The sequence below is a fragment of the bacterium genome, from assembly GCA_020444325.1.
Lineage (GTDB): Bacteria > Bacteroidota > Ignavibacteria > SZUA-365 > SZUA-365 > BM516.
In genome coordinates this window covers 138527-162425 of record JAHLLD010000012.1, presented here as the reverse complement: position 1 = coordinate 162425, position 23899 = coordinate 138527, and the positions used below count along the sequence as shown (strand labels likewise).

Genomic DNA, 23899 nt, shown 5'->3' with positions numbered 1-23899 from the left:
GTCACGTGACGCTGGAAGTGTACAACGCTCTGGGTGCGAAGGTCGCGACGCTGGTCGACGGCGTGCAGGAAGCTGGCAGCTATCAGGCGCAGCTGAACGCGACCGGACTCCCGACAGGACTTTACTACTACACAATGCGCGCTGGATCGTTCAGATGCAGCCGAACAATGCTACATGCCCTGTAACTGGCATGCGCTCTAATTATGACAGACGAGAGTTTTCGTTTTTTTCCATTGATATGTGAGAGTATCATGCACACACACACAACATCACTGTTCAGCTTTGTTCTTTCATTCGTCTTGCTTCTCCTGACGGGGGCAACAGCGGCGGCACAGTCCACCGTGGAGGTTACTCCCGAAGTAAGTACTGTATCACCTGGTTCAACGGTCACGATCAACATCAAGGTGAACAACGTTTCCGATCTGCACACGGTGGTCGTAGGCGTCGCATTCGACAAAAATATTGTCAGCTTTGTGGGGACATCCGTTGGGAGTTTTCTGAAATCGAATGAGCAAGGTTATTCGGTGTTTTACTACGAGAAGCTGATGCCAACCACAGATCCGGATTCCATCCGCGTTGATCAGGCGATCCTTGGGAAGGCGGCAGTAGAAGGTTCAGGTGAAGTATTCTCTGTAACGTTTAAAGCACTTCGTGAAGGAACAAGTGCCATTCGTGTCCAGAATATCGAGCTTCGGAACTCTCCCAACTACATTATTGATGCATCCCCCTTGCATGGCACTATCGTTGTTGGAGAAAGCAGCAACCGGAGTCCGGAAATCACTTCCGAGCCAGAAGACCGTGCTGTAGTTGGAGAGCAATACAGCTATCGAATCCAGGCACAGGATCCCGATGGTGATCAACTTGAATACAGTCTCATTGAAGGTCCGGCATTTCTCAGCTTCGATGCGGCAAGTGGGACTATCAGCGGTACTCCCGCAGCCACGGGTCGACATGATGTTGTCATGCGTGCGAGTGACGGGAAAGGGGGAACCGCGACTCAGTCATTCAAGCTTGCGGTGTTTCACACAACACACCCACCGACAATACCTGTGCAGATCAGTCCAGCAAATGGAATACGGCTCGATTCGATAGGAGTGACGCTGCACTGGAGTACCTGCACAGATGACAATCCAACCGACATCGTCACTTACATTGTGCGATTGAAATCCTCTAACATGGACACGGTGATCACAGGGTTACCGACAAACGAACTCGTCCTTGACAGTGATGTGTTCGAGTTCAGCCGCCTGTACACATGGACGGTTTCGGCCACGGACGGATACGACACTGTGAGTACGCAAGCATCCTATACGTTCAGAACTCCATCACCAACTCCGGTTGAGGATCTCTCCTCGTCGCTTCCGGCTGATGTCGAGTTGCATCAGAATTTCCCGAATCCATTCCGAAGCAAAACGCAGATCAATTTTTCCCTGCAACACAGCGCCGTAGCACGGCTTGAAGTATTTGATCTGAGCGGCCGCAGACTGGCCACGCTAACACACGCTTCCTTCATGCAAGGGGCGCATCGTGTCGAATGGGATGGGCGTGATGATCAGGGCAAGGCAGTGCCAGCAGGTACTTATCTGGCGGTACTGACCACGCCGCACGTGCAGAAAACCGTCAGTATGCTCCTGTTGCATTGACGCGCACGCCCTGTTGTGCATTCCCTGGATTCCTGAAGTTGTTGCCCGATATCCACCAGGCCATGCCGAATTTTTCTTATTAGCATACGGGACTGCAGGTTGCAGTTCCCGTGTGTGCTTTGTACATTTATAGATGCATTTCGCAAGAAATGCCGTCCGGCTTCGTCCCGCTTCACGGGACTACGCCGGGACTGAGCATCAGGAGGAAGGGTAGACATACTTGGAGAGATGCCGGAGTGGTTGAACGGGGCGGTCTCGAAAACCGTTGTACCCTTCGGGGTACCCTGGGTTCGAATCCCAGTCTCTCCGCACCCCTTATCAAACAGCCCGAAATGCTTATTTTCGGGCTGTTTTCGATAATGCTCAGAACGCTTCTGTACTTGCGAACGCTCGCAACGTAGCATGATTTACTAAATATCGCATATCGCGATACGCAATAATATGCCCTAACTACTTGCATATCAGTAGGTTTATAGGTATTATCGCATATTGCGATATGCGATAATGAATATGGCAGGAATCCAACATAGTATGAAGCCACAGGATGTTGTCATCTTGCTCAAGATCATTGCCCTGAACAGTGATCGATGGCAACAACTTCCATTGGCACATTCCCTGAGCATGAGTCAAAGTGAGGTCAGTCAGTCGGTTGCCCGTTCACGATATGCAGGATTGCTCGACGATACGGGGAAACGGGTGATGCGGAAGGCGTTGCACGATTTCCTGCAGCACGGGTTAGCAGTCGTATTTCCGGCAAAGCCAGGGGCCATCGTCCGGGGCATGCCAACGGCGCATTCCGCTGCCCCTCTTAACCTGGAGATCAGCAGCAATGATAACTACGTCTGGCCTTTTGCCTTGGGTGAGGTCCGAGGGCATGGCATTGCGCCGCTGTATCCTTCCGTTCCGCAAGCGGCCCGGGATGACGCGAGATTGTATGAATTGCTTTCACTGGTCGACGCTCTCCGAGTTGGAAGAGCACGGGAAAAGAACCTCGCAATCCAGGAATTGAAAAACAGGATATGTTGAAGAATACTGAGCAGAACCGGGTAGTAGTTCTGAAGATATCTCGCGCACTCGGGGAAATGAATGAACGAGCGATCTTTGTTGGTGGTGCGACAATAGGATTTTATGTCAACAATCCAGCGGCTGAGGATGCCAGACCGACCAGGGATGTGGATATTACCGTTGAGATCGCAACGCTGGGAGAGCTCGAATCCATTAGGCAGGAATTGGTGAAAAAAGGATTCACGCAGTCTCCCGAAGATGATGTGATCTGCAGGTTCCGGTATGAGAATATCAAGGTCGATGTGATGAGTACGGTGGCTGTCGGTTGGGCCCCGGCCAATCCATGGTTCCCTCAGGGATTTGCTCAAAGAGTAACGGCACGAATCGAGGGCCATCAGATACAGTTGCTTCCGTTGCCTCATTTTCTTGCATCAAAGCTTGCTGCCTACAATGAACGGGGCGGAACAGATCCCCGAACAAGTCATGATCTCGAGGACATCGTGTACGTCATTGACAATAGAACTGATATTGTCGACCAGATCAACAATGCGTCGAATGATGTCAGGCGGTATCTGCAGGAACAGCTCGGATTGATATTGAATGACGACCTGTTGCAGGAAGCCATACTTGGACATTTAGAATACGAAACTCGTGAAGCAAGGTATGGCAGAATTGTTCAATGCATTGAACAAATAGTTCAATTCGGTTGAGAGGCTCGGAGCTTGGGATAATGAATTCGCTGCCGGTGGAACGATTCCATCATAGAAACACATGGTTGTACCAAGGTCTCGAAAACCGATGTGCCCTTCGGGCTACCCTGGGCTCGAATTCCAGTCTCTTCGCACCCAATATCAGACAGCCCGAAATGCTTATTTCGGGCTGTTTTTGTTTAGGTCCAGCATGCTTCTGTACATGTGTGCACTTGCTGTCTACTGCTATCCGCCGATCGGGGATGGTGATGGGGATAATGACCTCGAGGTCGTACTCATGTGCTTCGCCGATCAACGCACCCTCAATACTGCACGCAAGAATGTAAAAAAACGCCGGTTAACATAAGCCAACTGGCGGTTTGCAGTCCGATCTGTGAAACTCCAGACTCAGTACTCGAGCTTGCGCGGGAGGGTTTTGGCATGGTCAACCCACTTACCGACCTCCGATTCGTTGGGTACGCGGCGGGTCAGGTTTTTCTCCGCATTCACCTCGGCCATTTTCTGGGCAAGATTTACCGGATTGCGCTGTGCGAGCTCGGGCACTGTATCCACGCCTGAGGCTTCGAGAAGTTCGGAATACTCGGAACCGATCCCCGAAACACGGTAGAGATCAACCATGTTGGCGAACTTCAGGATCTTCGCTTCAGGAAGCCCTGTTTTCTCCGCGAGCTCCTTCCGCTGCTGCGGCGTGCACGCGTTACCCAGTAGGGCATCGGTATCCTTCACGCCGGCAGCACGCAATTTCTCACCGAACACCGGTCCGATACCTTCGACGTCCTCAATGTTGTAATTGGCCATTCCTCTGTCTGTTGTGTTGATGTGAAATGTCATGGAATCCATGCTTCGGATATGTCAGAGCCCGAGACCCTTGAGCAGGCCGCCGAGCCCGTCCGTGGCTACACCGCCGTCCGGCACCTTGCCGTCAGGTGTCAACGCGTCGATGGCCTTCGGCAGCAGGGATGCGATTCCGCTGGACGCGTCACCCGCAGAAATACCAAGTTTGGCGGCAATGCCCTGCAGCTGCTCACTGCCGAGGACCGATTGAATCTGATCTGCCGAGATCGGCAGATTGTTTCCCGAGCCGATCCACGACGAAATCGTGTCGCCGAGTCCGGCGTTCGAAAAATTATCGACCAGTCCACTGAGGCCGCCGCCACCCACGAGTCCGCCGATGGCGTCCATGAGACCTTCCTGTCCGCCGCCGCCGACTGCGCCTGCAAGATTATCCAGAATACCCATACTTATGCTCCTTTGAGGATGTGAAGACAGTGGGAACGGTTTGCTTCATATCCCACAATTATGATGTTTTATAGATGATATAATATATGCACTCAGTGCGTTTTGTGAAAATTCACACGGGGCGCAGTGTCAGAGCTGTGGAACCCAGTCCTCGCTCGTTGATGCGAGTCCGCACCGACCTGAGATACTCGGTGACATTCGAACGTTGTTTCTCTCAGCAGAGATGAAGCACCATGCAGGTGGATCGCAAGGATCACACCTGTGTGTCCGTCACGATTTCTCATTTCCGATGAAACGGTACATCATGGCTCCAAGTGCACCGCCGACGATCGGTGCAATCCAGAACAGCCAGAGCTGGGTGATTGCCCAGCCACCAGCGAACAGGGCGACCCCGGTGCTGCGTGCTGGATTGACAGATGTGTTCGTCACCGGGATACTGACCAGGTGAATGAGTGTCAGGCATAAACCGATGGCGATGGGAGCGAGTTGCTGCGGCGCGCGTTTGTCCGTGGCGCCGAGGATAACAAGGACGAACATCGCGGTCATGACAATCTCCGTGATGAGAGCGGACTGCATGCTGTATCCACCCGGTGAGTGTTCACCGAATCCATTGGAGGCAAATCCCGCGGAAACGTCGAAGCCTGCTTTCCCACTCGCAATGAGGAAGAGAACGCCGCCGGCGACGATGCCGCCGAGCACTTGCGCCACGATATAGGGGAGAAGCTCCTTCGCCGGGAAACGCCCTCCCGCCCACAACCCGACAGAAACTGCGGGATTGAGGTGGCAGCCGGATATGTGTCCGATCGCGAATGCCATTGTGAGAAGTGTCAGTCCAAATGCGAGAGCAACACCCGCAAAACCGATACCAAGTTCAGGGTAAGCCGCGGCAAGAACGGCGCTTCCGCAACCGCCGAGCACGAGCCAGAACGTTCCGATAAACTCTGCTCCATACTTCTTCATACTGTCCTCCTGAGACAAATTACCGATGCTGAAGGGGATTCGTCACCCGTAGCTGAAACAGGGATTACGGTCCCATTCAGGGAATGACAGAATCTGTTTCGAAGTGGATTGTGGCATCAATATCCTGAAATCGAATATCGGGGTCAAGTGCCTGTTGCCCGGGACGCAGCAGAGAGCACTTTGTCGTTCGATGTACGGGGAGTTGAACCCGGGATGTACGTTGTCCAGCCTTATTGCTGATACGGAGGTGCAGCGCAAGCGTGTGGTGGTGGTGGGGAGCAGGCAGGCCAGATTTTCGATGAGGGAATAGGGCGTATGGTATACCGAGTACATTCACTTGATCATGAAGCTGTTTCGTCTCGCTGTCTGTGTAGTGATCAGATGTCATCGCGATACTGGTGTGGCCAAGCATTTTGCTTGCCTTATTTTTTCTTATGCCGATTCTCTCTGGATGTATGAGACCTTGAATGGCGCACAACAGCCTTATAATTAAAGACATGGTAATACTCCAGCGGATCATCCCAGTCTCTCCGCACCCATTATCAGACAGCCCGAAATGCTTGGTTTCGGGCTGTTCTCGTTGATACTAATCCTCCTGATCCGCCTGAAGACACCGGTTTTCACTGCATGTTGGATGTTTTTTGATGTTTTTTGAAACCAGATGCACGATATTATGGCTTTCTTCTCCGCTATCGTCGTATTATTGTGTTTCGAACGGCAGCATCGTGAAACCTGAACTATGGGAGGGTCCGTGTACCATAACCATCCATGCCTGAATCGCAAGGGAGCGATTTCTAGCTTACGGGATCGTTCGAACCGGGTCTTGCTGTCTCTGTTCCCCGTACTGGTATTTCTTCTGGATAGTCCTACAGGATTTTCTCAGAGTATGTCAGAGGCTTTTACACATGACGAGCCGCGGACTTCCCGTGTTGTGCAGCCTGGTAACGATGGGGAGACTGTTCCAGCCCGGTATTTCTGCAACATAAAAGCAGGCATCGATGCTATTGCGCGGGGTGCCCATGTCGGTACGATGGTATACCTGTGTGATCACTTCTCGGTAGAAGCCTCCTATGGCTGGCCGCTGTCGAATGTCGTTGATGATTGGAACTTCCGAGCTACAGCCGGACTCAACTGGCACAAGGGCGGTGGTAGCAACCTGATGGCCGGCATTGCGTTCAGCAACGCGTATTTCATTGAATCCACAAATAACTCACACGTTGAGCAGTGGTTTCTCTCCGCGGCCGTTGGCTCACACATCACGAATGAAGGCGGGGTGCAGTTCTACTATAGGGGAGGAGTCGTCCTGGAGGCGAAATACGATAGTGGCGGCGGGATCCGGTACACCCAGATCTGGCCGAATATCGATGTTGGACTGAGCATCAATATCTTCTAGCACCGACAGGAGAATTCCATGGCCGAACAGTTTGAAGAAGTATCCGCCGTTCTGACAAATGACAAAGTACAGTTCATCGGCTCATCGAAAGCAAATCCCGGACGTCCGATCGAATTCGATTATTATCCGCCGATCGGGGATGGAGATGGGTATAATGGACTCGAACTCGTGCTCATGAGCCTCGCGGGCTGCAGTGGCACATCCATGGCCTTCATCCTGCGCCGCATGGGAAAGAATGTCGGAGATTTAAAGGTGAATGCTCGTGGCAGGCGCACGCAGGAGCCCCCGGTCAGGCTCGATCAGATCAGTCTCGAATTTGTCCTGACATCGCATGACGCGACGGACGAGGATATTACCAAAGCGCTTCAACTGACCGAGGAAATGTACTGTCCCGTCTGGCAGATGATAAAGGGGAACACGGTTATTGAGACATCATATTCCCTCGTCACGGAGTTGGTCTAAAGAGAATCACGCATGTTGTTCATTGACACGGGAAAAAATCATGATACATCGCTGCGAATGGTGCGGAACCGACCCCCTGTACGTCGCCTATCACGACGAAGAATGGGGCGTCCCCGTTCACGACGATCGCGTGCTATTTGAATTGCTCACTCTCGAAGGGGCGCAGGCCGGACTCAGCTGGAGTACCATCCTCAAGAAACGCGAGAACTATCGCAAAGCGTTTGACAATTTCTCCGTCGAATGCATCGCCGGGTACACGGATGTGGATAAGGAGCGGCTGCTCGCAGATGCTGGTATCGTTCGCAACCGCATGAAGATTGACTCTACGATACGGAATGCCCGTGCAGTGCTCCGGATCCAGGAAGAATACGCTTCGCTGGACAGCTATCTCTGGAGCTTCGTTGATGGTACTCCCATTCAAAACGCCTGGGCGTCCATATCCGACCTGCCCGCGAGTACGATATTGTCCGACCAGATGAGCAAGGCCCTCAAGAAACACGGCTTCAATTTTGTCGGATCGACCATCTGCTATGCCTTTATGCAGGCCGTCGGCATGGTGAACGATCACACCACCGAATGCTTCCGCTACCGGGAAGTGCAAAAACTCGGCTAGACTGTCCCCAATCCAATCCGACAGATTCGAGATGTTTGGCGATGGATGTCTCACCACGTTGAGGCGATCCCACGACATCCCTATACAGTTTTCAGATACTCATGGACAAAGCTGACGACGGATGATCCCTGTCCGACGGCGGATGCAACACGTCGAATTGCTCCCTGTCGGATGTCACCGACGGCAAAAATACCGGGGACACTTGTCTCGAGCAGGTAGGGATCGCGCTTGAGCGGCCACTGGTGCGGCTTGCCATTGCTGGCGGCGAGATCCGGTCCGGTAAGAATGAAACCCTGATTGTCCAGTTGAACCAGATCTGCTACCAGGCCGGAATGTGGTTTTGCTCCGATGAATATGAACATCGCGGAAGCAGGGAGGACCTCGCTCTGACCTGTCTCCGTGTTATCGATCACGACTTCCTCAAGCCGGTCATCACCCCGTACTTCACGCACGATGCGGTGGACGCGCACTTCGATATTGTCCGTGCTGTCGATCTGGTCTACGAGATACTGGGACATCCCTTTCTTGAGGGCATCGCCGCGGACCAGGACGGTGACCTTTGAAGCATACCGTGAGAAAAACATCGCGCCCTGTCCGGCCGAATTGGCTCCGCCGACCACGATGACATGCTTGCCCTTGTAATGCGCAGCTTCGGTCAGTGCCGCACCGTAATAGATGCCTGCACCGTTGAGCTTCGAGACACCAGGCACCTCGAGCTCACGCAACGACGCACCAGTTGCGATGACAAGAGCATGACAGCTCAGGATGTTGCCGTCTGCGAGGGTCACATAGCGATATGGACCTTCTGTATGCACACCGCGTACTTCGGTTGCTGTCAGGATCTCCGCGCCGAGGCGTGTCGCCTGCGCGGTGGCACGCCGGGCGAGGTCCGCACCTGCAACGCCTTTCGGAAAGCCGAGGTAGTTCTCGATAAGCGAGCTTGTACCCGCCTGTCCACCCGTGCTTTCCTTGTCTACCAGCAGTGTGCGCAGTCCCTCGGATGCACCGTATACCGCCGAGGCGAGTCCGGCGGGTCCCGCACCGATAATGATCAGGTCGTAAAACGGCTGCGATGCACGTGTGCGCTGCCCTGTCTTCTCCGCGAGGGTGGTGATACTGGGATTAACGAGTGTGCTGCCATCGGGGAAGAAAACGAGAGGGAGCCTGTGATCAGCCGGATTCGTCGCTTCCACCAGCGCGCGTGCCTCGGCATTTAGTTCGATATCAAGCCACTGGTATGGAATCTGACTGCGTGCGAGGAAATCCTTGACGACATGAGAGCTGGATGACCAGAGCGTACCTGCAACACGGATGCCTTCATAGGGGATTTGTGCTGTTGCACGCCAGTCGTCCAGCAGGTCGTCGAGAACAGGAAAGAGGCTCTGTTCCGGCGGACTCCAGGGTTTCATGAGATAGTGATCGAGTCCGATGGCGTTTATGGCTACGATCGCAGCCTCCGTATCCGCGTACGCTGTGAGGAGAACCTTTTTTGCTTCAGGATATATCTTCATTGCCTCTGCGAGAAATGCAGTGCCTTCCATCTCGGGCATTCTCTGATCGACGAGCAGGAGTGCAACCTGATCATTGCGCTGCTTGAGTTTTTTCAGCGTCTCCAATGCCACCGCACCCGAATTCGCTTTTAGAATGCGGAAGTCGCGATAGTGGTGATTTCTCAGGTCACGTTCGATGGCGTTTGTGACTTGAATCTCGTCATCTACAGTGAGAATGACCGGCTTGCCCATAGGATTGTGTCTCCAGAGTGTTGTCGCAGTGCGTCAGACTGATGCCAGTTCGGCATGCAGAGGGAGGCGGATCTCGAAGCAGGTTTCACCTGGCTTCGATCGCACGCTCAAAGAGCCATGATGTTTCTGCGTGATGATTGTGTAGCTGATGTTGAGTCCCAGCCCGGTTCCTTCGCCCGGTGCCTTGGTTGTAAAAAAAGGATCAAAAATTCTATGCCGAATGTCCTCCGGGATGCCCGGACCCGAGTCCATTATTTCTACGATGAGGTCGACATCATCGTGTGATGTGCGGATCGTGAGTATCCCTTCGCCGTTCATTGCGCTGATGGCATTGTCGATCAGATTTGTCCAAACCTGGTTGAGTTCGCCACCGTAGGCCTCAATTGTCGGGAGATTTTCCTCATACGCGCGTCGGACGGTGATACCGCGCTTGAGACTGCTCTGCATCATGACCAGGGTGCTGTTCAATCCTTCATGGACATCTACGGATTTCTTCGGTGCCTGATCGAGGTACGAATACGACTTCAGTGCATGAACAAGCTCAGAGATTCTATTGGCTCCGTACCTGATCTCAGCCAGGACACTTCTTGCGGCAAAGCGATGGCTCAGCATTGCCACCACGATGCCGAAATGCTCATCACTGAAATGTTTCGCGAGTTCAGTAAGGTGATCACAATTGCAGGAGGCCTGAACGAGAATCGGGGCAAGTTCCCAGGCATCCTTGATGCCTTTCTTTTCGAGCCAGCGTTCAATTTCATCCTCCTGATCACTGCGCTCGAGCGGATCGAGGTTGAGTGGCTGCATTGCCCGCTCTTTCAGACGTTCCAGATGAGGTACGATTTTTTCGAGCTGCCAGTCACTGAGCTCCGCCGCACCGAGACGGTACTCGACATTTTCGAGTTTTTCTACGATCGTAGTGAGTTGCTCCGCACCACGCTGCGCGGCCGAGGCAGGATTGTTCAGCTCATGCGCCACGCCCGCGCTGAGTTTTCCCAGCGTTGCAAGTCTCTCATTCTCGCGAAGAATAATTTCCTGCTGCAGGTTCGCATGCAGCAGGTCGTGTGCGATAGCCTGCTCACGAATAGCCTTGTTCACATAGTACGCGGCGAAGGAGAAGAGAACCACCGATGAAACACCGACATTCATGAGGAGGAAAAGTATCCTCGTCCCATGTGTCACTGACTGCCCGTGCATTGCGAAATACTCGTCAAACGTTATAAATACGACGAGACTGAGCAGGTAGAGGAGGAACCATACGAGGGCCTGCCGGTTTGACAGGAACATCAGTGCGCAAATCGGACCCAGCAGCGCCCAGATGATGACGACACCTGAATCGAGTACCCCGCCGATGCTCCATGAGATAAGCAGTGTGATGTACATGATGCAGATGATCTGCGTGTAAACTGTGTAATGATGATTCTTCGTAACGTGAGAAACCACCATTGCTCCACCCACAACAAGCACGAAGATCGCTGGGAGTGCTGCCGTGATACCTGCGCCAAAAGCGAAGTAGTACATCCCTGTCCATGCAACGCCCGCAATGCAACATGATCCCGCAACAAGGAAGATGGCGAGCTTTTTCAACCTCACATCTTCGGTATCACTGGCATCGCTCGCGAACTTCTGCTGTGCGTTCAGAATCCATGTATACATGCGACTCCTCTGCTGTTGCGCGTCGAACCTATGCTCCCGTCCGCTGACATGGAAAACAGCGGATAACCTGCCGGGACCTCGTTAGGTGCAGACTGCATCATTCTGTATTAATCGATGGAACTGAGATATAATGTATCACAAATGGTGTACGATGTCAACGCCATCCATGCTGTCACCATGAGCGTGATATCAAATACAATGTACGTCCCGAACTGACATGGGAATCGCAGGCTCAGAAACGGACCATAAAAGTTGCGTAGGGAATGCCCAGTGCAAACGCCTCTGCGATATCGCCATTGTTGAGAAAACCCAGGTCAACCGCGATGCCTTCCGAGAGGAAGCGAATTCCATATGAGAGCATGACATAGCTTCCCGATTCGTCTGGAACGATCCAGTTCTCCGTAACAAGAGCGAAAGAACGTGACGTGCGCAGCATGCCGCTCAATGTGATGATTGGCTGATCCATCACCTCGTCCCCGCTGTATCCGTAACCTATGCCCAGCGTCATATTGTCATCTCTATCCCCAATCGTGAACAATCCATAGCCGATTCCAGCCGAGACATCCTCTGATGGAACGGCGGCGATGGCCACACCGGCTCCTACGGCCATACCATCGCTGACCGGAATACCGACTTTGGGAATGAAGAAGAAAACCGGATTCCCGCTGGACAATGAGAGAATCTCGAATCCGCCACCCACAGAGAAATAATCCCCGACACCGACATTGAACGTGTTGATGAACAGGTAGGTGTTCTGGTAATACCCCTCACCGTTTCCAACCGGGAGCGCGTTCGGACCGAGCACGTATCGTGTTGATGAAGGATTGTCGTACCAGTATTCACCATCCTTGATTCGTGAGGCATCGCGATACTCAATCGCCTCAATCTGCGACCGCTCAATCGTGATTGTACCGAGTGATGCATCGTGTACACGTATGGAACTGCTGTCCTCCGCAACGAACGTGCCGAGGATCGTCCCGCCGCTGATCGTTTCGATATAGATCAGTGTCGTTGATGAATCTGCGGCTGCGTTTTCCTGCGCCTGCGCGTGGCTCACAAGAAGGAAGAGTATGAGGATGCAGTATCGCGTTGCCAGCTTCAATTGTTTTTGCAGCCGTATCATGAGTACCTCCGGGGTTTGTGAATTCATTCCCACGATACGGCAAGTCATGACTTGACTTGTCATGATTTTATCACAAAACAATGACAGGATGTCCGGAGCAACGCCGCAACTCACGACTAGTATCGCCGCGCAGGTTCACTGAGAGAACCTGAATGACCCTCCGGGTGTCAATCACTTCATTGCGAGAGGCCCGGTCAGGGAGCGGTGGGTATATACGTCCTCCACCAGGACAGTACCAGGACAGCAGCATACAATATGATGGAAACAAGAGTACTCATGCGAAACAGCGATTCGTTCTGCATGATGTTCGTGACCGATGCTGCATCATCCCCCGATACGATGAGACCAGCATCAATAACACCGGCGCTTACCACCCCAAGGATAATTACCAACAGGTAGGTGATTCCTGCGATTCTTGCATAGACCCGCGGGGGATTTGTGGTTGTGTGCAATGCCATCTCCTGTGAACGTTTCAGCATACAGGAGATTTACGGAGGACGGTATGAACTGTTGCGATGAATGGTGTTTTTTGGACGTGAATCCGAGGGGAAACGAGACAGGGATTCCTTTTACACAATCATGACATACCTGTGACATACGCACAGGCAGATGAGACGATATTCCATGAAACGAATGTGTGCTCTCAGTCCTGTTGACTCTCGGTTTCGTTGAGTGTATACTCTGACAAACCAAAACACAAGATAAACAGGCCTTTATAGGGCAAGACCATTGTGATGTCTGCGCGCATGTGTTGTGCATACGTCGTGTGGCTGCACTTCAGCGAATTGTCCAAGAGATCCAATCAAATCGCGAGGAAAAATGATGGCGCCGAATATTGAACAGACCCTCGATGCATTTATCCGCGAACACTGTCTCCCCCGGAACTCGGGGATAACCATCGGGAAACACGATAACCTCTTTGAAACAGGGACCATCGACTCCGCCGGACTTCTTCACTTCATCGGATACATCGAAGATACTTTCGATATCGTCATTCCGGATGAGGATCTGATACCGGAGCAGTTTTCGACGCTGGCCTCTATTGAGAATTACATACACGAACGGGTTCGTCAACCCGTCGCGGCAAAGTGATGGAGGATGCTGTGACTTCGCTCTGTAAATGTATCGTGTGGGATCTTGACAATACTGTCTGGGATGGCATCTGTCTCGAGGGGCATGTCGTTCCGCGTCAGGAAACTCTTCACGCGATTGAAACGCTTCACAGCCGCGGAATACTGCATTCCGTGGCAAGCAGGGGCGAGGCGGAAGTGGCGCTCGGGGTGCTGAAGCAGCAGCGCATGCTGGATTACTTCGTCGTGCCGAAAATCAACTGGCTGCCGAAGAGTGCGAACATTCAGGATATCGCATCGACGCTCAACATCCCGCTCGATGCCATGGCGTTCATCGATGATGATCCTTTTGAACGTGAACAGGTCGAATTTATGCTGCCGGAGGTGCGGGTCTTCCCGGCTGAGAGTGCCGAACAGTTGCCGGGATTGCCGGGATTCGATACAACGCTGATATCTGATGTGACAACGCAGCGTGCGCGGTTGTACCGGGAGGAACAGGAAAGAAAAGAGGCGGAACCGGCATTCTCCAGCAGGGAGGAATTCCTGCAATCCTGCGATATGCAGCTGTCGGTTCGCACGGCCGTCACAAAGGATATTCCGCGCATTCGCGAAATGATGTCTCGTACGCATCAAATGAACAGCAGCGGACTGATGCTGGGTGAGGAGGAACTGTTGGATGTGCTTACGAATGGGAGGGATGAACGCGAACTGTATATCGCTGAGCTGCATGATCGCTTCGGATCCTGCGGGATTATCGGCATTACCGTGATGGAGAAGCACGCCAAGGAATGGCGCATGTTGCTCTTCGCGATGTCCTGCCGCGTTATGGGACGAGGGATTGAAAAAGCGTTCCTCTTTGCGCTGTTCGAACGGCATCTGCCTTCCGGTGTCACCTATATGACCACGCTGCTCAGGGAAACAGAGCGCAACCGTATGATGCGGACGATGTTTCAGATGTCCGGTTATCGGCAGTATGACAGGTGGGAGGATGGGACCCTGCTCTTGAAACTCGATGACAATTATCAACTGACCAGACCAAGCTGGGTGAGGCTCGTATGAAAATCCTGTTCATAGATATTTTGCGTTCCGGCCTTGAGGAAATCTGGCCGGCGGCTGAACACTCGATCGGACTGATGTATCTCTCGGCTGTGCTCAAGCAAAAGCTGGGTCAGCGAGTGGACATCGAATTGCATTCACTGATTTCGCTGCCACATCATCCGGAGGATGACCGCATTGCCACACAGCACCTGCTCGATCAGGTGTCGCCCGATATCGTCGGTGTGCGTTCGCTGACCCTGAGCCGCGACTGCGTCGATACTGTCGCGCAGGTCGTGAAGGAATGGCGGGAGGATTGCTTTCTCGTCGCCGGTGGTCCCTATGCCACAGACGATCCGATGGATGTACTCGAAAGCGGTCTCGTGGATGTTGCGGTTATCGGTGAGGGCGAGTATACGATGCTCGAGCTCACGGAACGTTTCCTGGATCGCAGACCATATCATGACGTCGCTGGTATCGCGTACCTGCGGGACGGAGTGTTGCAGCGATCCACTCCGCGTCCTCTCATTGCGGATCTGGATACGCTGCCACTGCCGGACTATTCCATCGTCGATATCGATCAGTTCTCGAACCGCTATCTCAGCTTTTCCGCGAAGGTCTCACGACCACATGCAAACATCATGACCTCGCGTGGATGTCCGTATCGCTGCGCCTATTGCCATAATATCCTCGGCAAAACCTTTCGTCCGCGTTCCGCAGAAAACGTATTCAATGAAATTCGCTGGCTGCACGATCATCTGGGTGTAACGGATTTCCAGGTGATCGATGACATCTTCAATCTCGATATGGACCGCGCGAAAAAAATCTGCGATCTGATAATTCAGAGTGACATGAAATTAACCTTCGCATTTCCGAATGCAATCCGCGCGGATCGCATGGACGTGGAACTTATCGAGAAGATGGCACTGGCGGGGACGAAGTTCTCAGCCATCGCCATAGAAACAGCTTCCCCACGCATACAGAAACTCATCAGGAAAAAACTCGACCTGGATGTCGCAGCCCGCACCATTGAGCAGTGTACAAAGGCTGGTATCGTGACGCGTGGATTCTTCATGCTCGGATTCCCTTCCGAAACGGAGGAGGAGGCGCTTGGGACTATCGAATATGCGAAACAGTCCGATCTCTGTGGCGCGACGTTCTTCCAGGTCGTCTATTATCCGGGGACCAAGTTGTATGCGCTCGCACAGCAGCTGGGCTACTTCGATGATGCCGACAATTTCGTCCAGCGCGACTATGTGCAGGTGAGTGAAGGACCCTATGCATTCTCCGCCGATCGCATGTTTGAACTGAAAAAGAAAGCGATCCGTGAGTTCGCCTTCACCAGGGAACGTGTGCAGCGCGCGATGGATATCATGCCGCCGTACTTCTCGCAGCGGGAGATCGACGGCCTGTTCATGGCATACGTCGTTTCGTCGCAGACACGGTGGGAGGATCTCGAAGATCCGTTTGTCAAACAGCGTCTCAAACGGCATTTCGTCATTGCTGACCGCTTCTCAATGAAGAGGGAATTCTATGTCTGAGAAAGGAAAAAATAGAAGGCCGAATCACATGGCCTCCACAACTGGCGAGCGGGAAGCCGTCACCGAGATGGTGAAAAGGTTTTATGAAGATATTCAGTTCCCTGGCACACGTCCAATGGAGCAGGATAGTCTCATATTCCTGCGAAAATTTTCGCGCATCATCGCATCGTTGAGTGGGGTCGGGAGACCGATCCGTGTCCTCGATGCCGGTTGCGGAACCGGGAATACATCCCGCGCGCTTGCCGCACAATTTCCGGAAGTCTCGTTCACGGGAATCGACCTTTCGACCACGTCCATCGAGACTGCCCGACAAGCGGCACGCGAGAAAAACCTGGCGAATCTGACGTACTACCAGTGGAACATGCTGCAAGAACTCGATGATGAGCAGCCTTTCGATATCGTTCTCTGCTTTGGTGCGCTGCATCATACAGCTGATATGCCTGCAGCACTGCACACGCTCAGGCGTGCGCTCAGGACAGAGGGAAGGATGTTCATCTGGGTGTACGGGACGTATGGGAGATATCATCACGGACTGAATATGTCGCTCCTCGCCATGTTCCTCGACGCGGCGCCGGTCGAGGATCGAGTCGGTCTCGCGCACGAATTCATTCACACCGTCGGTGACAACATGGCGGCGCGTGATCTCCTGGGTTCGCGGAACGGCGACCCTCTTCTGCGTTCGTTTTTTGAAAATCCGACATGGATCGCCGATCAGTTCCTCAATCCCAACGAGCGATGCGTGTCGATGAAGGATCTGCATCGTCTTCTCCACAACGAGGAGTTGCAGATTCTTGAATGGATCGGGATGCCGAAGGATGTGAGGTCGCATATCAAATCCGATGAACTGTACAGGAGATACACCCTGCTGCCGGAGGATCAGCAGCGCATCGCGTTGGACCTCCTGTTCAAACCTGAGCGGTATTTCCTGATGCTTCGCCGGCAGGAAGGAGCGTAATGCCATGTACGTACTCGGCTACAGCGGGTTTACCCGTGATTCACATACTGCATCAGGGTATCGCAATCCTTTCGCGAAAACGGCGCAGACTTTCGACTCCATCCTCAATTTTCATGAGGGTGAGGTCCCGTTTCAGATGTTTCCGCTGGGTTTTTTCGGTCATGATGCTTCCGCTGCATTGATCAGGGATGGAGAAATTGTTGCATGCGCGGCCGAGGAGCGCTTTACACGCGCGAAATACTCGCTGAACCTCGTTGGGAACACCCTGCTTCCGGCGCGGGCTATAAAATTCTGCCTGCAGGAAGCGGGCATCGGGATGGATGATGTCGATGTTGTCGCGCATTATTGCCGCTTCGATCGCAAGGCCATCGAAGACCGGCATGCGCTCATTGCACCCTGGGTCACGAATGATGAAGCCGACATGATAGCGGACGCGTACCATGGAGTTTTTTCGGGAATGATGGACCTGCCTGTACTGCTCCGTCAGTTTCAGAACATGACGGGCAGCGAACCCCGCAGGTTTGTGCAGGTCGATCATCATCTCGCGCATGCGGCGAGTACCTATTTCCCGTCCGCCTTCAACAATGCCCTCATATACACCATCGACGGAACCGGTGAGCGGGAGAGCGCACTGCTGGCGGTGGGACACAATGGTTCCATTCGAGAAGAATCACGCATGCTCCTCCCGGTGTCGCTTGGGACGCTGTACCTGATCATTACTGTGTATCTCGGATTCAGGTCGCTCGGGGACGAGTACAAGGTAATGGGGCTTGCGGGGTACGGGCGTCCGGAACGTTATCGCGATTTCTTTGCATCACTGATCCAGCTCAGGGATGATGGTTCCTATGCAATCAAAGGCTTTGCGAACCGTGATCTCAACAGGCGACTGCGTGCCGGTCTTGGCGAACCGCGGGCAAAGGATGAGAAGCTGAGTGAGCGTCACTGCGACATCGCTGCTGCGCTGCAGGAAGCGCTCGAACGGGCCGTCTTGCACACACTCAAGCAGGCGCAGCGGCGGACACGGTGTCGGAAACTCTGCATGGCAGGCGGCGTCGCACTCAACAGCATGATGAATGGAGCAATCGCGCGTTCTGGCATGTTCGATGACATTTTCATTCAGCCTGCGGCGGGAGACGAAGGAGCCGCACTCGGGGCCGCCCTCTATGCCTGGAAACAGGAAGCCGCATCGGCTGGGACACCTGCTGCATCACATGGCGCCTCAGGCCGTTTGCACCATGTGTACATGGGACCTTCATATGAGGATGCAGAGCTTCGTCGTGCATTGGAAAAGTATGTCGGGCAATTGCACTGGATGGTTTCAGAGAATATCGCCGCGGATACGGCACGTGAACTGGCTGCCGGCAACGTCGTCGGCTGGTTCCAGGGGAAGATGGAATTCGGTCCCCGTGCACTGGGAAATCGCAGCATTCTCGCTGACCCGAGACCTGTGGACATGAAAGACAGAATCAACGCCAAGGTAAAGCACCGGGAGGGTTTCCGTCCCTTCGCCCCAGCAGTGAAGCTGGAAGCGGCGGCGAGGTACTTTGACATGAAGGGGCTACAGGAATCGCCGTACATGCTTTTCGTCGTGCCCGTGCATGACAGCATGCGGTCAGTCATTCCGGCTGTCACACATGTCGATGGAACCGCGCGTGTCCAGACAGTGAAAAGGGAGACGAACGCGCGCTTCTGGAATCTGCTCGACGCCTTTGAGCAGCTGACGGGATTGCCCGTTCTCCTCAACACATCTTTCAATGTAAAGCATGAACCCATCGTCTGCTCGCCTGAGGATGCCATTCGCTGCTTCCTCAACACGGACATTGAAATTCTGGTCCTCGGTGATTTCATCGCAAGAAAATACAGAGCAGGTGTTCAGTAAATGCAGCACGTCGCTTTCGTCACTGGAGCTTCAGGGTATATCGGACGTCATGTGGTCAGGACGCTGCTCGACGCCGGGGTTCGAGTGCGCGCTGGTGTGCGCAAGCACGGTTCACGGAAAGCACTGCAGAGTTTGGACAGCTGTGACATCGTGGAAATCGATATCTGCGACCGGCACTCACTGTCTGCAGTCTTCCAGGGGGTGCAGCATGTGTATCATTTCGCTGCCGCAGTAACATCACGTGCGTCCGAGGAGGAACTGACACGCATCAATGTCGAAGGGACACGCAATGTGTGGAGCTGTGCTGCTGAAGCAGGTGCGAAAAAGGCGCTGTACTGCAGCAGCACGGCGGTTTATGGACTGCTTGCGCATAACGGGGGAGAGGTCGGTGAAGAGGTTGCGCCCCGCGCAGTCGAAAGGTACGGGCGATCAAAATTGCGGGGTGAGCAGGCAGCGATGGAAATCAGTGCGTCGTCCGGGCTCGAAACTGTCGTTATACGGCCCACGGCCGTGTTTGGTCCGGGAGAGCACACGCATTTCGGAGATGAACTTCGACAGGCCTCGATTTCCAGTCTGATGCTCGGTGGCAGATTCCGTAACAGGCGATTCAACTTTGTGCATGTCCATGACGTGGCGAACGCCGCAGTCCATCTCATGCATCTGCAGGAGAGGAAGGATGACGTCTACAACATTGTGGCAGGGGAATCGATCACGTACGAGGACGCCTTCAGTGCGTATCTCCGCGCGCTCGGCAAGGGACAGGGATTTCGCGTTCGTCAGCGCTTCCTTGGTCATGCGTCGAGGCTGATCGAGCGCATGCCGGCATTCTCCGACTGGCTGCTGAAGCGGGCGCATCGAAACCTGGTATTCCCCGTTTGGCGTCCAGGCTTCGATATGACGTTCGCGGCAGACCGGCTGGCGGCCACTGATTACGAATGTCGCTGGAACGAATTTGAAGAAGTGCTTCTCTCGTGCATGCACGAACAAACTGAAGGGGTGTAAGGCATGTATGTCTGGCGCACATTGGTACGACATCCCTTTCGACTGATGCTGACGGTTTCAGGTCTGGCGCTCTGCATCGTCCTCATTCTCTTCATCCTCGGTGTGTATCATGGCGTTGCGATCGGTTCGGTTGACTACGTACGCAAAACCCCGGCGGATATCTGGATACTCCAGGCGAATACGAACAACATCATGCGCGGTACATCAGTACTGCCGGCATCGTTTTGCTCTGAAATTCTTACTGATGCGCGCGTCGCGTCTGCGGATCCTGTGCTGATGCTCTTTACGAACATCGAAATCGTGGATGAGCGGGCCACGGTTTTGCTCACCGGTTATACCGCGGGCGCCCTGGGGGGACCTCCGCAGATTTCCGCCGGGAGGGAACTGCGAGAGGACGGGGAAATCGTGCTGGACGAGGCCTTCGCGCGCAAACATGATATCAGTGTCGGTCAGCATATCAGGATTCGGGATGACGTGCTCAGGGTGGTGGGACTTTCGTCAGGGACGAACGCCTTTGTCACGCAGTACGCCTTCGTCACGCTTTCATATCAGCAGTCCATTCTCGAACTCCCGAATCTTGCCAGCTTTTTCATCGTTCGGCTTGTCCCGGGTAGCAGTACCACCGAGGTCATGCATGCAATCAACAGGAAATTGCCGGAGCGGCTTTCGATGTTTGCCCATGCCCAATTCCTGGAAAACAATATTGCGGAGGTTGAAGCCGGGGTTGTCCCGCTGTTCTTCGCCATCGCACTGATCGGCGGTGTGGTGCTTTCCATCATTCTCAGCCTGATCCTCTCGGTAAACATCCTGGAGCGGCGCAATGATTTTGCTGTCATGAAAATTATCGGCGCTCCTTCAGGGTACCTTCGGCGCAGTGTTGTCGCGCAGTCGCTGCTTCTGGCCTGTCTTGCGGAAGGTGTCGGATTACTTCTGCTTTCCCCGATACTCGCAATCATTGAGTCGGTGACGCCTGAGTTGGCTGCCGTGGTCACATGCCATCACGTTGCGCTGATCACGGGTGCAGTCTTCGTGCTCAGTACGGCGAGCGGACTGCTCGCCAGCATGCGTGTACGTCGCATCTCACCCGTTGAGGTCTTTTCATGAAGCAGCACAGCAAGCATACTCCCGTGCTGCGTCTCTCCGGCGTGTCGAAGCACTATCTGTCACACGGTAACGTGTATACAGCACTCGATGGAGTCGAGCTCACGTTTTTTCCGGGGGAACTTTCGCTGATGCTTGGTCCCAGCGGCAGCGGAAAGACCACGCTGCTTACGATTGCTGCCGGCTTTGTGCGTCCTTCCACCGGCACTGTGGACCTGTTCGGCAGGGCGCTGACCGGTTACGGTGCAAAGGACCTTCAGGTGCTTCGCGCCAGGCACATCGGTTTCGTTTTCCAGACCTTTCTGCTGATCGATGCACTCACGGCGATGGACAACGTACTCCTTCAGCTTCGTTTCGCAGGATTGAAGAAATCGATAGCACACAGGCGCGCAATGGATGCACTCGAGCGTGTCGACATTGCCGATCTTGGTCAGAAGCGTCCCTCTGAACTCAGTCATGGTGAACAGCAGCGGGTAGCGATAGCGCGAGCGCTCGCCGTCGATGCGGACCTTGTCATAGCAGACGAACCGACAGCGAGCCTGGATATGGATCAGGGTGAGAACATCATCAGTCTTCTGCACTCCTGCGCCCGCGAACTGAACAAATGCGTGCTGGTTGCAAGTCATGATCTGCGCCTGCGTACGCATGCCGATCATATTCATCTCCTTGAGAACGGCAGTATTTCACATACACAAAACGAGGCATTGTGATGCGCAGAAAAGTGTATTTCATACAGCCCACCTATCGCGACAAGTACGGAAAGCTGCTGAAAGGGAAGAGTCTCTACACGATGTCTCTCGTTCTACAGGCACTGTATTCCATCGTTCCTCCCGATTGGGAGGCGCAATTGTGCAATGAGTATTTCGATGATGTTGATTTCGATACCGATGCTTCGGTGATCGGAATTTCTTCGATGGGATACGAGATTTACCGTGGTATAGAAATTGCCGATGAGTTTCGCAGGAGAGGGAAAAAAGTCATGTTCGGCGGAATGCAGGCGCATATGAGCTCGGATTTCGTGTTGCCGCACTGCGATGCCGTCATACATGGCAATCCCGGACCCACTGCGATGCGTCAGATACTGGATGATTTCATACAGGGGACGGTGAAGCGGGAATACCATTGCGGTGTTGATCTCAATTATCAGATCGACTATACAACGTTGAATGCGAAACGGCTGCTGTTCACGCCGGTGCTTACCAGTGTCGGTTGCAATTACCGCTGTGATTACTGCTGCATTGCAGCATTATATAAAGGGGTGTGCCGGGTGCGGAAGTTACGGTATGTGTTTTCAGAACTTGAATACCTGCATGGGAAAACGCGGCGCATTGCGTTCATGGACACGAACATTCACAGTCGCCACAACTACCTTCGAGCATTGTGTGAAGGAATGCTTGCGCGTGGCTTTCGTTTCACCTGGGGGGCGCAGGCGACCATCGATATCGGAGATGATCCCGAAACGCTGCGCATCATGCGGAAGGCGGGGTGCAAGGCCTTGTTCGTCGGACTCGAATCCTTCACACAGGCCAATCTCGAGAATGTGAACAAAGCGCAGTCGGTGGAAACATATGGCCGGCGGATTCAGAACATTCACAGGGCGGGAATAAAAATAGCGGCATTTCTGATGTATGGTTTCGATCATGACACGAAGGATACGGCAGCGCAGCTGAGCGAACTCGTGATCAGCCATAATATTGCACTGCCCATGATCAACCTCCTGGTGCCGCTGCCGGGAACGCCACTCTACAGCCGACTCAAATCAGAGAACCGGCTGCTGATCAAGGATGAGCACGATTTTCTCAGGAATAACATCGGGTACAATTCCTCCTTTAATCTTTGCCTGTACAAGCCGTTGCAGATGACAGCAGACGAAGCCGAAGCAGGATTCATAGATCTGCTCGGACGTCTCTCCGGCCTTGTGGGTATTGTGCGCCGTTCACTCTGCCCCGATCCAAGACTCTCAGTTTTCTTCCTGTACAGCAACTGGCTGTTCAGAAGGGAATACCTGCGTTTGAAGAGGATGAGGGAGAAGCGACAGGAGCAGCAGCCGGCGCAACAGGTCACCGAGTGCGTCACGTGATATTGTTTGAAGGAATACTGATAGGGTTTCTGTATGCCCTCGTCCCTGGCGGTACCATTGTGGTCGGATTGAATCTCTCGATCACTCGTGGCTTCGCCAGGGCCGCACCCTTCACATTCGGTGTCCTCGTCGTGGATGTGATCTATGCTCTGCTGGCAGTCTTTGCCGCAGGTGCGGCATCAAGGTATTTCGTGGGGAGCATGGAGATGCATCAGGGTATATATATGGGGGTGCAGCTTTTTCTGATTGCAGCGCTCATAGGGTACGGAACATATCTTGTGCTTCAACGTCGGCCGGATATTGTCGCCGCGCCCGACCCCGCGGCTGCCACGATAAAAAAGGAAGGGACCGGCAAGGTACTCGGTCCCTTCTCACTGGGATTCACCGTGAAAGCCGCGACTATCGTCAGTCCGTGCTTTCTCGTGGGTTTTGCGTTGCTGACATCACAGGCAGAATCGCTGGGATTGCTGCAGTGGAGCAGCATAAGCTGCCTGCTCTTTGCGTCTGGTTTTGCCCTCGGCAATTTTATCTACCTCCAGGCGTGCATGCGCATCGCCTCGCGGTATACCCGGCGACTGAAGTCCCGGTATTTCATGCGCGTTCAGCGTATCACCGGTGCGGCCTTCGTACTGCTCGGGAGCGTCCTCGGACTGCAGGTCATGTTCGCCTCAATACCGTGAGGCGACACAAGGT

The 23899-nt window shown here is 53.7% G+C and carries 24 protein-coding genes and 1 tRNA gene; 18 read left to right on the top strand and 7 right to left on the bottom strand.

Annotated elements, in window-relative coordinates:
- From KQI65_14870 to KQI65_14850, 5 genes are all read left to right on the top strand, one after another.
- Positions 1-185: hypothetical protein (locus KQI65_14870; GenBank protein MCB2206021.1), on the top strand; the 185-nt coding region annotated here is incomplete at its 5' end.
- Positions 186-251: 66 nt separating this feature from the next.
- The gene (locus tag KQI65_14865; protein MCB2206020.1) at positions 252-1643 is read left to right on the top strand and encodes a putative Ig domain-containing protein; all 1392 of its coding nucleotides are present in this window, start codon (positions 252-254) and stop codon (positions 1641-1643) included.
- Between the two features lie 222 nt (positions 1644-1865).
- Positions 1866-1952: transfer RNA gene (locus tag KQI65_14860), tRNA-Ser, on the top strand.
- A gap of 222 nt (positions 1953-2174) precedes the next feature.
- Positions 2175-2669 carry a hypothetical protein gene (locus KQI65_14855; GenBank protein MCB2206019.1) on the top strand — a complete coding sequence of 165 codons (495 nt, stop codon included), beginning with the start codon at positions 2175-2177 and terminating at the stop codon, positions 2667-2669.
- The gene (locus KQI65_14850; GenBank protein MCB2206018.1) at positions 2663-3358 is read left to right on the top strand and encodes a nucleotidyl transferase AbiEii/AbiGii toxin family protein; all 696 of its coding nucleotides are present in this window, start codon (positions 2663-2665) and stop codon (positions 3356-3358) included. The genes KQI65_14855 and KQI65_14850 overlap by 7 nt, the downstream gene beginning before the upstream one ends.
- Positions 3359-3745: 387 nt before the next feature.
- Here the strand turns inward: KQI65_14850 and KQI65_14845 are convergent, their stop codons facing one another.
- The 3 genes from KQI65_14845 to aqpZ all read right to left on the bottom strand — a co-directional run bounded on the left by KQI65_14845 (position 3746) and on the right by aqpZ (position 5557).
- The gene (locus KQI65_14845) at positions 3746-4156 is read right to left on the bottom strand and encodes a DUF4332 domain-containing protein (GenBank protein MCB2206017.1); all 411 of its coding nucleotides are present in this window, start codon (positions 4154-4156) and stop codon (positions 3746-3748) included.
- Between the two features lie 54 nt (positions 4157-4210).
- Positions 4211-4597: a DUF937 domain-containing protein gene (locus KQI65_14840; GenBank protein MCB2206016.1), complete on the bottom strand. Its 387-nt coding sequence runs from the start codon at positions 4595-4597 to the stop codon at positions 4211-4213.
- A 270-nt stretch (positions 4598-4867) separates the two neighbouring features.
- A complete protein-coding gene (aqpZ, locus tag KQI65_14835) occupies positions 4868-5557 on the bottom strand; it encodes an aquaporin Z (protein ID MCB2206015.1) in 690 nt (229 codons plus the stop codon).
- Between the two features lie 886 nt (positions 5558-6443).
- Between aqpZ and KQI65_14830 the strand changes: the two genes are divergently transcribed.
- From KQI65_14830 to KQI65_14820, 3 genes are read left to right on the top strand one after another with little or no spacing between them, the layout of a single operon-like run.
- On the top strand, positions 6444-6950 hold the full coding sequence (locus KQI65_14830) for a hypothetical protein (GenBank protein MCB2206014.1): 507 nt from the start codon (positions 6444-6446) through the stop codon (positions 6948-6950).
- Between the two features lie 18 nt (positions 6951-6968).
- Complete coding sequence (locus tag KQI65_14825) at positions 6969-7412, top strand: OsmC family protein (GenBank protein MCB2206013.1); 444 nt, start codon at positions 6969-6971, stop codon at positions 7410-7412.
- Between the two features lie 40 nt (positions 7413-7452).
- Positions 7453-8025 (top strand): DNA-3-methyladenine glycosylase I, encoded by a 573-nt coding sequence (locus KQI65_14820; protein MCB2206012.1) that lies wholly within the window; start codon positions 7453-7455, stop codon positions 8023-8025.
- An 80-nt stretch (positions 8026-8105) separates the two neighbouring features.
- On the opposite strand, the gene KQI65_14815 is transcribed toward KQI65_14820, so the two are convergent.
- The 4 genes from KQI65_14815 to KQI65_14800 all read right to left on the bottom strand — a co-directional run bounded on the left by KQI65_14815 (position 8106) and on the right by KQI65_14800 (position 12995).
- Complete coding sequence (locus KQI65_14815) at positions 8106-9767, bottom strand: FAD-dependent oxidoreductase (GenBank protein ID MCB2206011.1); 1662 nt, start codon at positions 9765-9767, stop codon at positions 8106-8108.
- Positions 9768-9800: 33 nt separating this feature from the next.
- Positions 9801-11420, bottom strand: a complete 1620-nt coding sequence (locus KQI65_14810) for a hypothetical protein (GenBank protein ID MCB2206010.1) — start codon at positions 11418-11420, stop codon at positions 9801-9803.
- Between the two features lie 232 nt (positions 11421-11652).
- Positions 11653-12543 (bottom strand): hypothetical protein, encoded by an 891-nt coding sequence (locus KQI65_14805; protein ID MCB2206009.1) that lies wholly within the window; start codon positions 12541-12543, stop codon positions 11653-11655.
- Positions 12544-12737: 194 nt separating this feature from the next.
- A complete protein-coding gene (locus KQI65_14800) occupies positions 12738-12995 on the bottom strand; it encodes a DUF4386 domain-containing protein (protein MCB2206008.1) in 258 nt (85 codons plus the stop codon).
- Positions 12996-13365: 370 nt separating this feature from the next.
- On the opposite strand from KQI65_14800, the gene KQI65_14795 reads away from it, so the two are divergent.
- The 10 genes from KQI65_14795 to KQI65_14750 are packed head-to-tail and all read left to right on the top strand — an operon-like array spanning position 13366 to position 23886.
- The gene (locus KQI65_14795; GenBank protein MCB2206007.1) at positions 13366-13635 is read left to right on the top strand and encodes an acyl carrier protein; all 270 of its coding nucleotides are present in this window, start codon (positions 13366-13368) and stop codon (positions 13633-13635) included.
- Positions 13636-13646: 11 nt separating this feature from the next.
- Positions 13647-14672, top strand: a complete 1026-nt coding sequence (locus KQI65_14790; protein ID MCB2206006.1) for an HAD-IIIC family phosphatase — start codon at positions 13647-13649, stop codon at positions 14670-14672.
- Positions 14669-16189: a B12-binding domain-containing radical SAM protein gene (locus KQI65_14785; GenBank protein ID MCB2206005.1), complete on the top strand. Its 1521-nt coding sequence runs from the start codon at positions 14669-14671 to the stop codon at positions 16187-16189. Before KQI65_14790 ends, KQI65_14785 begins: the two co-directional genes overlap by 4 nt.
- Before the next feature lie 28 nt (positions 16190-16217).
- Complete coding sequence (locus KQI65_14780; GenBank protein MCB2206004.1) at positions 16218-17144, top strand: class I SAM-dependent methyltransferase; 927 nt, start codon at positions 16218-16220, stop codon at positions 17142-17144.
- 4 nt (positions 17145-17148) lie between these two features.
- Positions 17149-19023 carry a hypothetical protein gene (locus KQI65_14775; GenBank protein ID MCB2206003.1) on the top strand — a complete coding sequence of 625 codons (1875 nt, stop codon included), beginning with the start codon at positions 17149-17151 and terminating at the stop codon, positions 19021-19023.
- Positions 19024-20025, top strand: coding sequence for an NAD-dependent epimerase/dehydratase family protein (locus tag KQI65_14770; protein MCB2206002.1), 1002 nt, complete (start codon positions 19024-19026; stop codon positions 20023-20025). It begins immediately after the preceding gene.
- Positions 20026-20070: 45 nt separating this feature from the next.
- Entirely contained in the window at positions 20071-21129 is a 1059-nt protein-coding gene (locus tag KQI65_14765) for an ABC transporter permease (GenBank protein MCB2206001.1), read from the top strand.
- Positions 21126-21836, top strand: a complete 711-nt coding sequence (locus KQI65_14760; GenBank protein ID MCB2206000.1) for an ABC transporter ATP-binding protein — start codon at positions 21126-21128, stop codon at positions 21834-21836. Before KQI65_14765 ends, KQI65_14760 begins: the two co-directional genes overlap by 4 nt.
- Positions 21836-23206 carry a radical SAM protein gene (locus KQI65_14755; GenBank protein ID MCB2205999.1) on the top strand — a complete coding sequence of 457 codons (1371 nt, stop codon included), beginning with the start codon at positions 21836-21838 and terminating at the stop codon, positions 23204-23206. Before KQI65_14760 ends, KQI65_14755 begins: the two co-directional genes overlap by 1 nt.
- Positions 23203-23886, top strand: coding sequence for a hypothetical protein (locus tag KQI65_14750; GenBank protein ID MCB2205998.1), 684 nt, complete (start codon positions 23203-23205; stop codon positions 23884-23886). The genes KQI65_14755 and KQI65_14750 overlap by 4 nt, the downstream gene beginning before the upstream one ends.
- Positions 23887-23899: the final 13 nt, after the last annotated feature.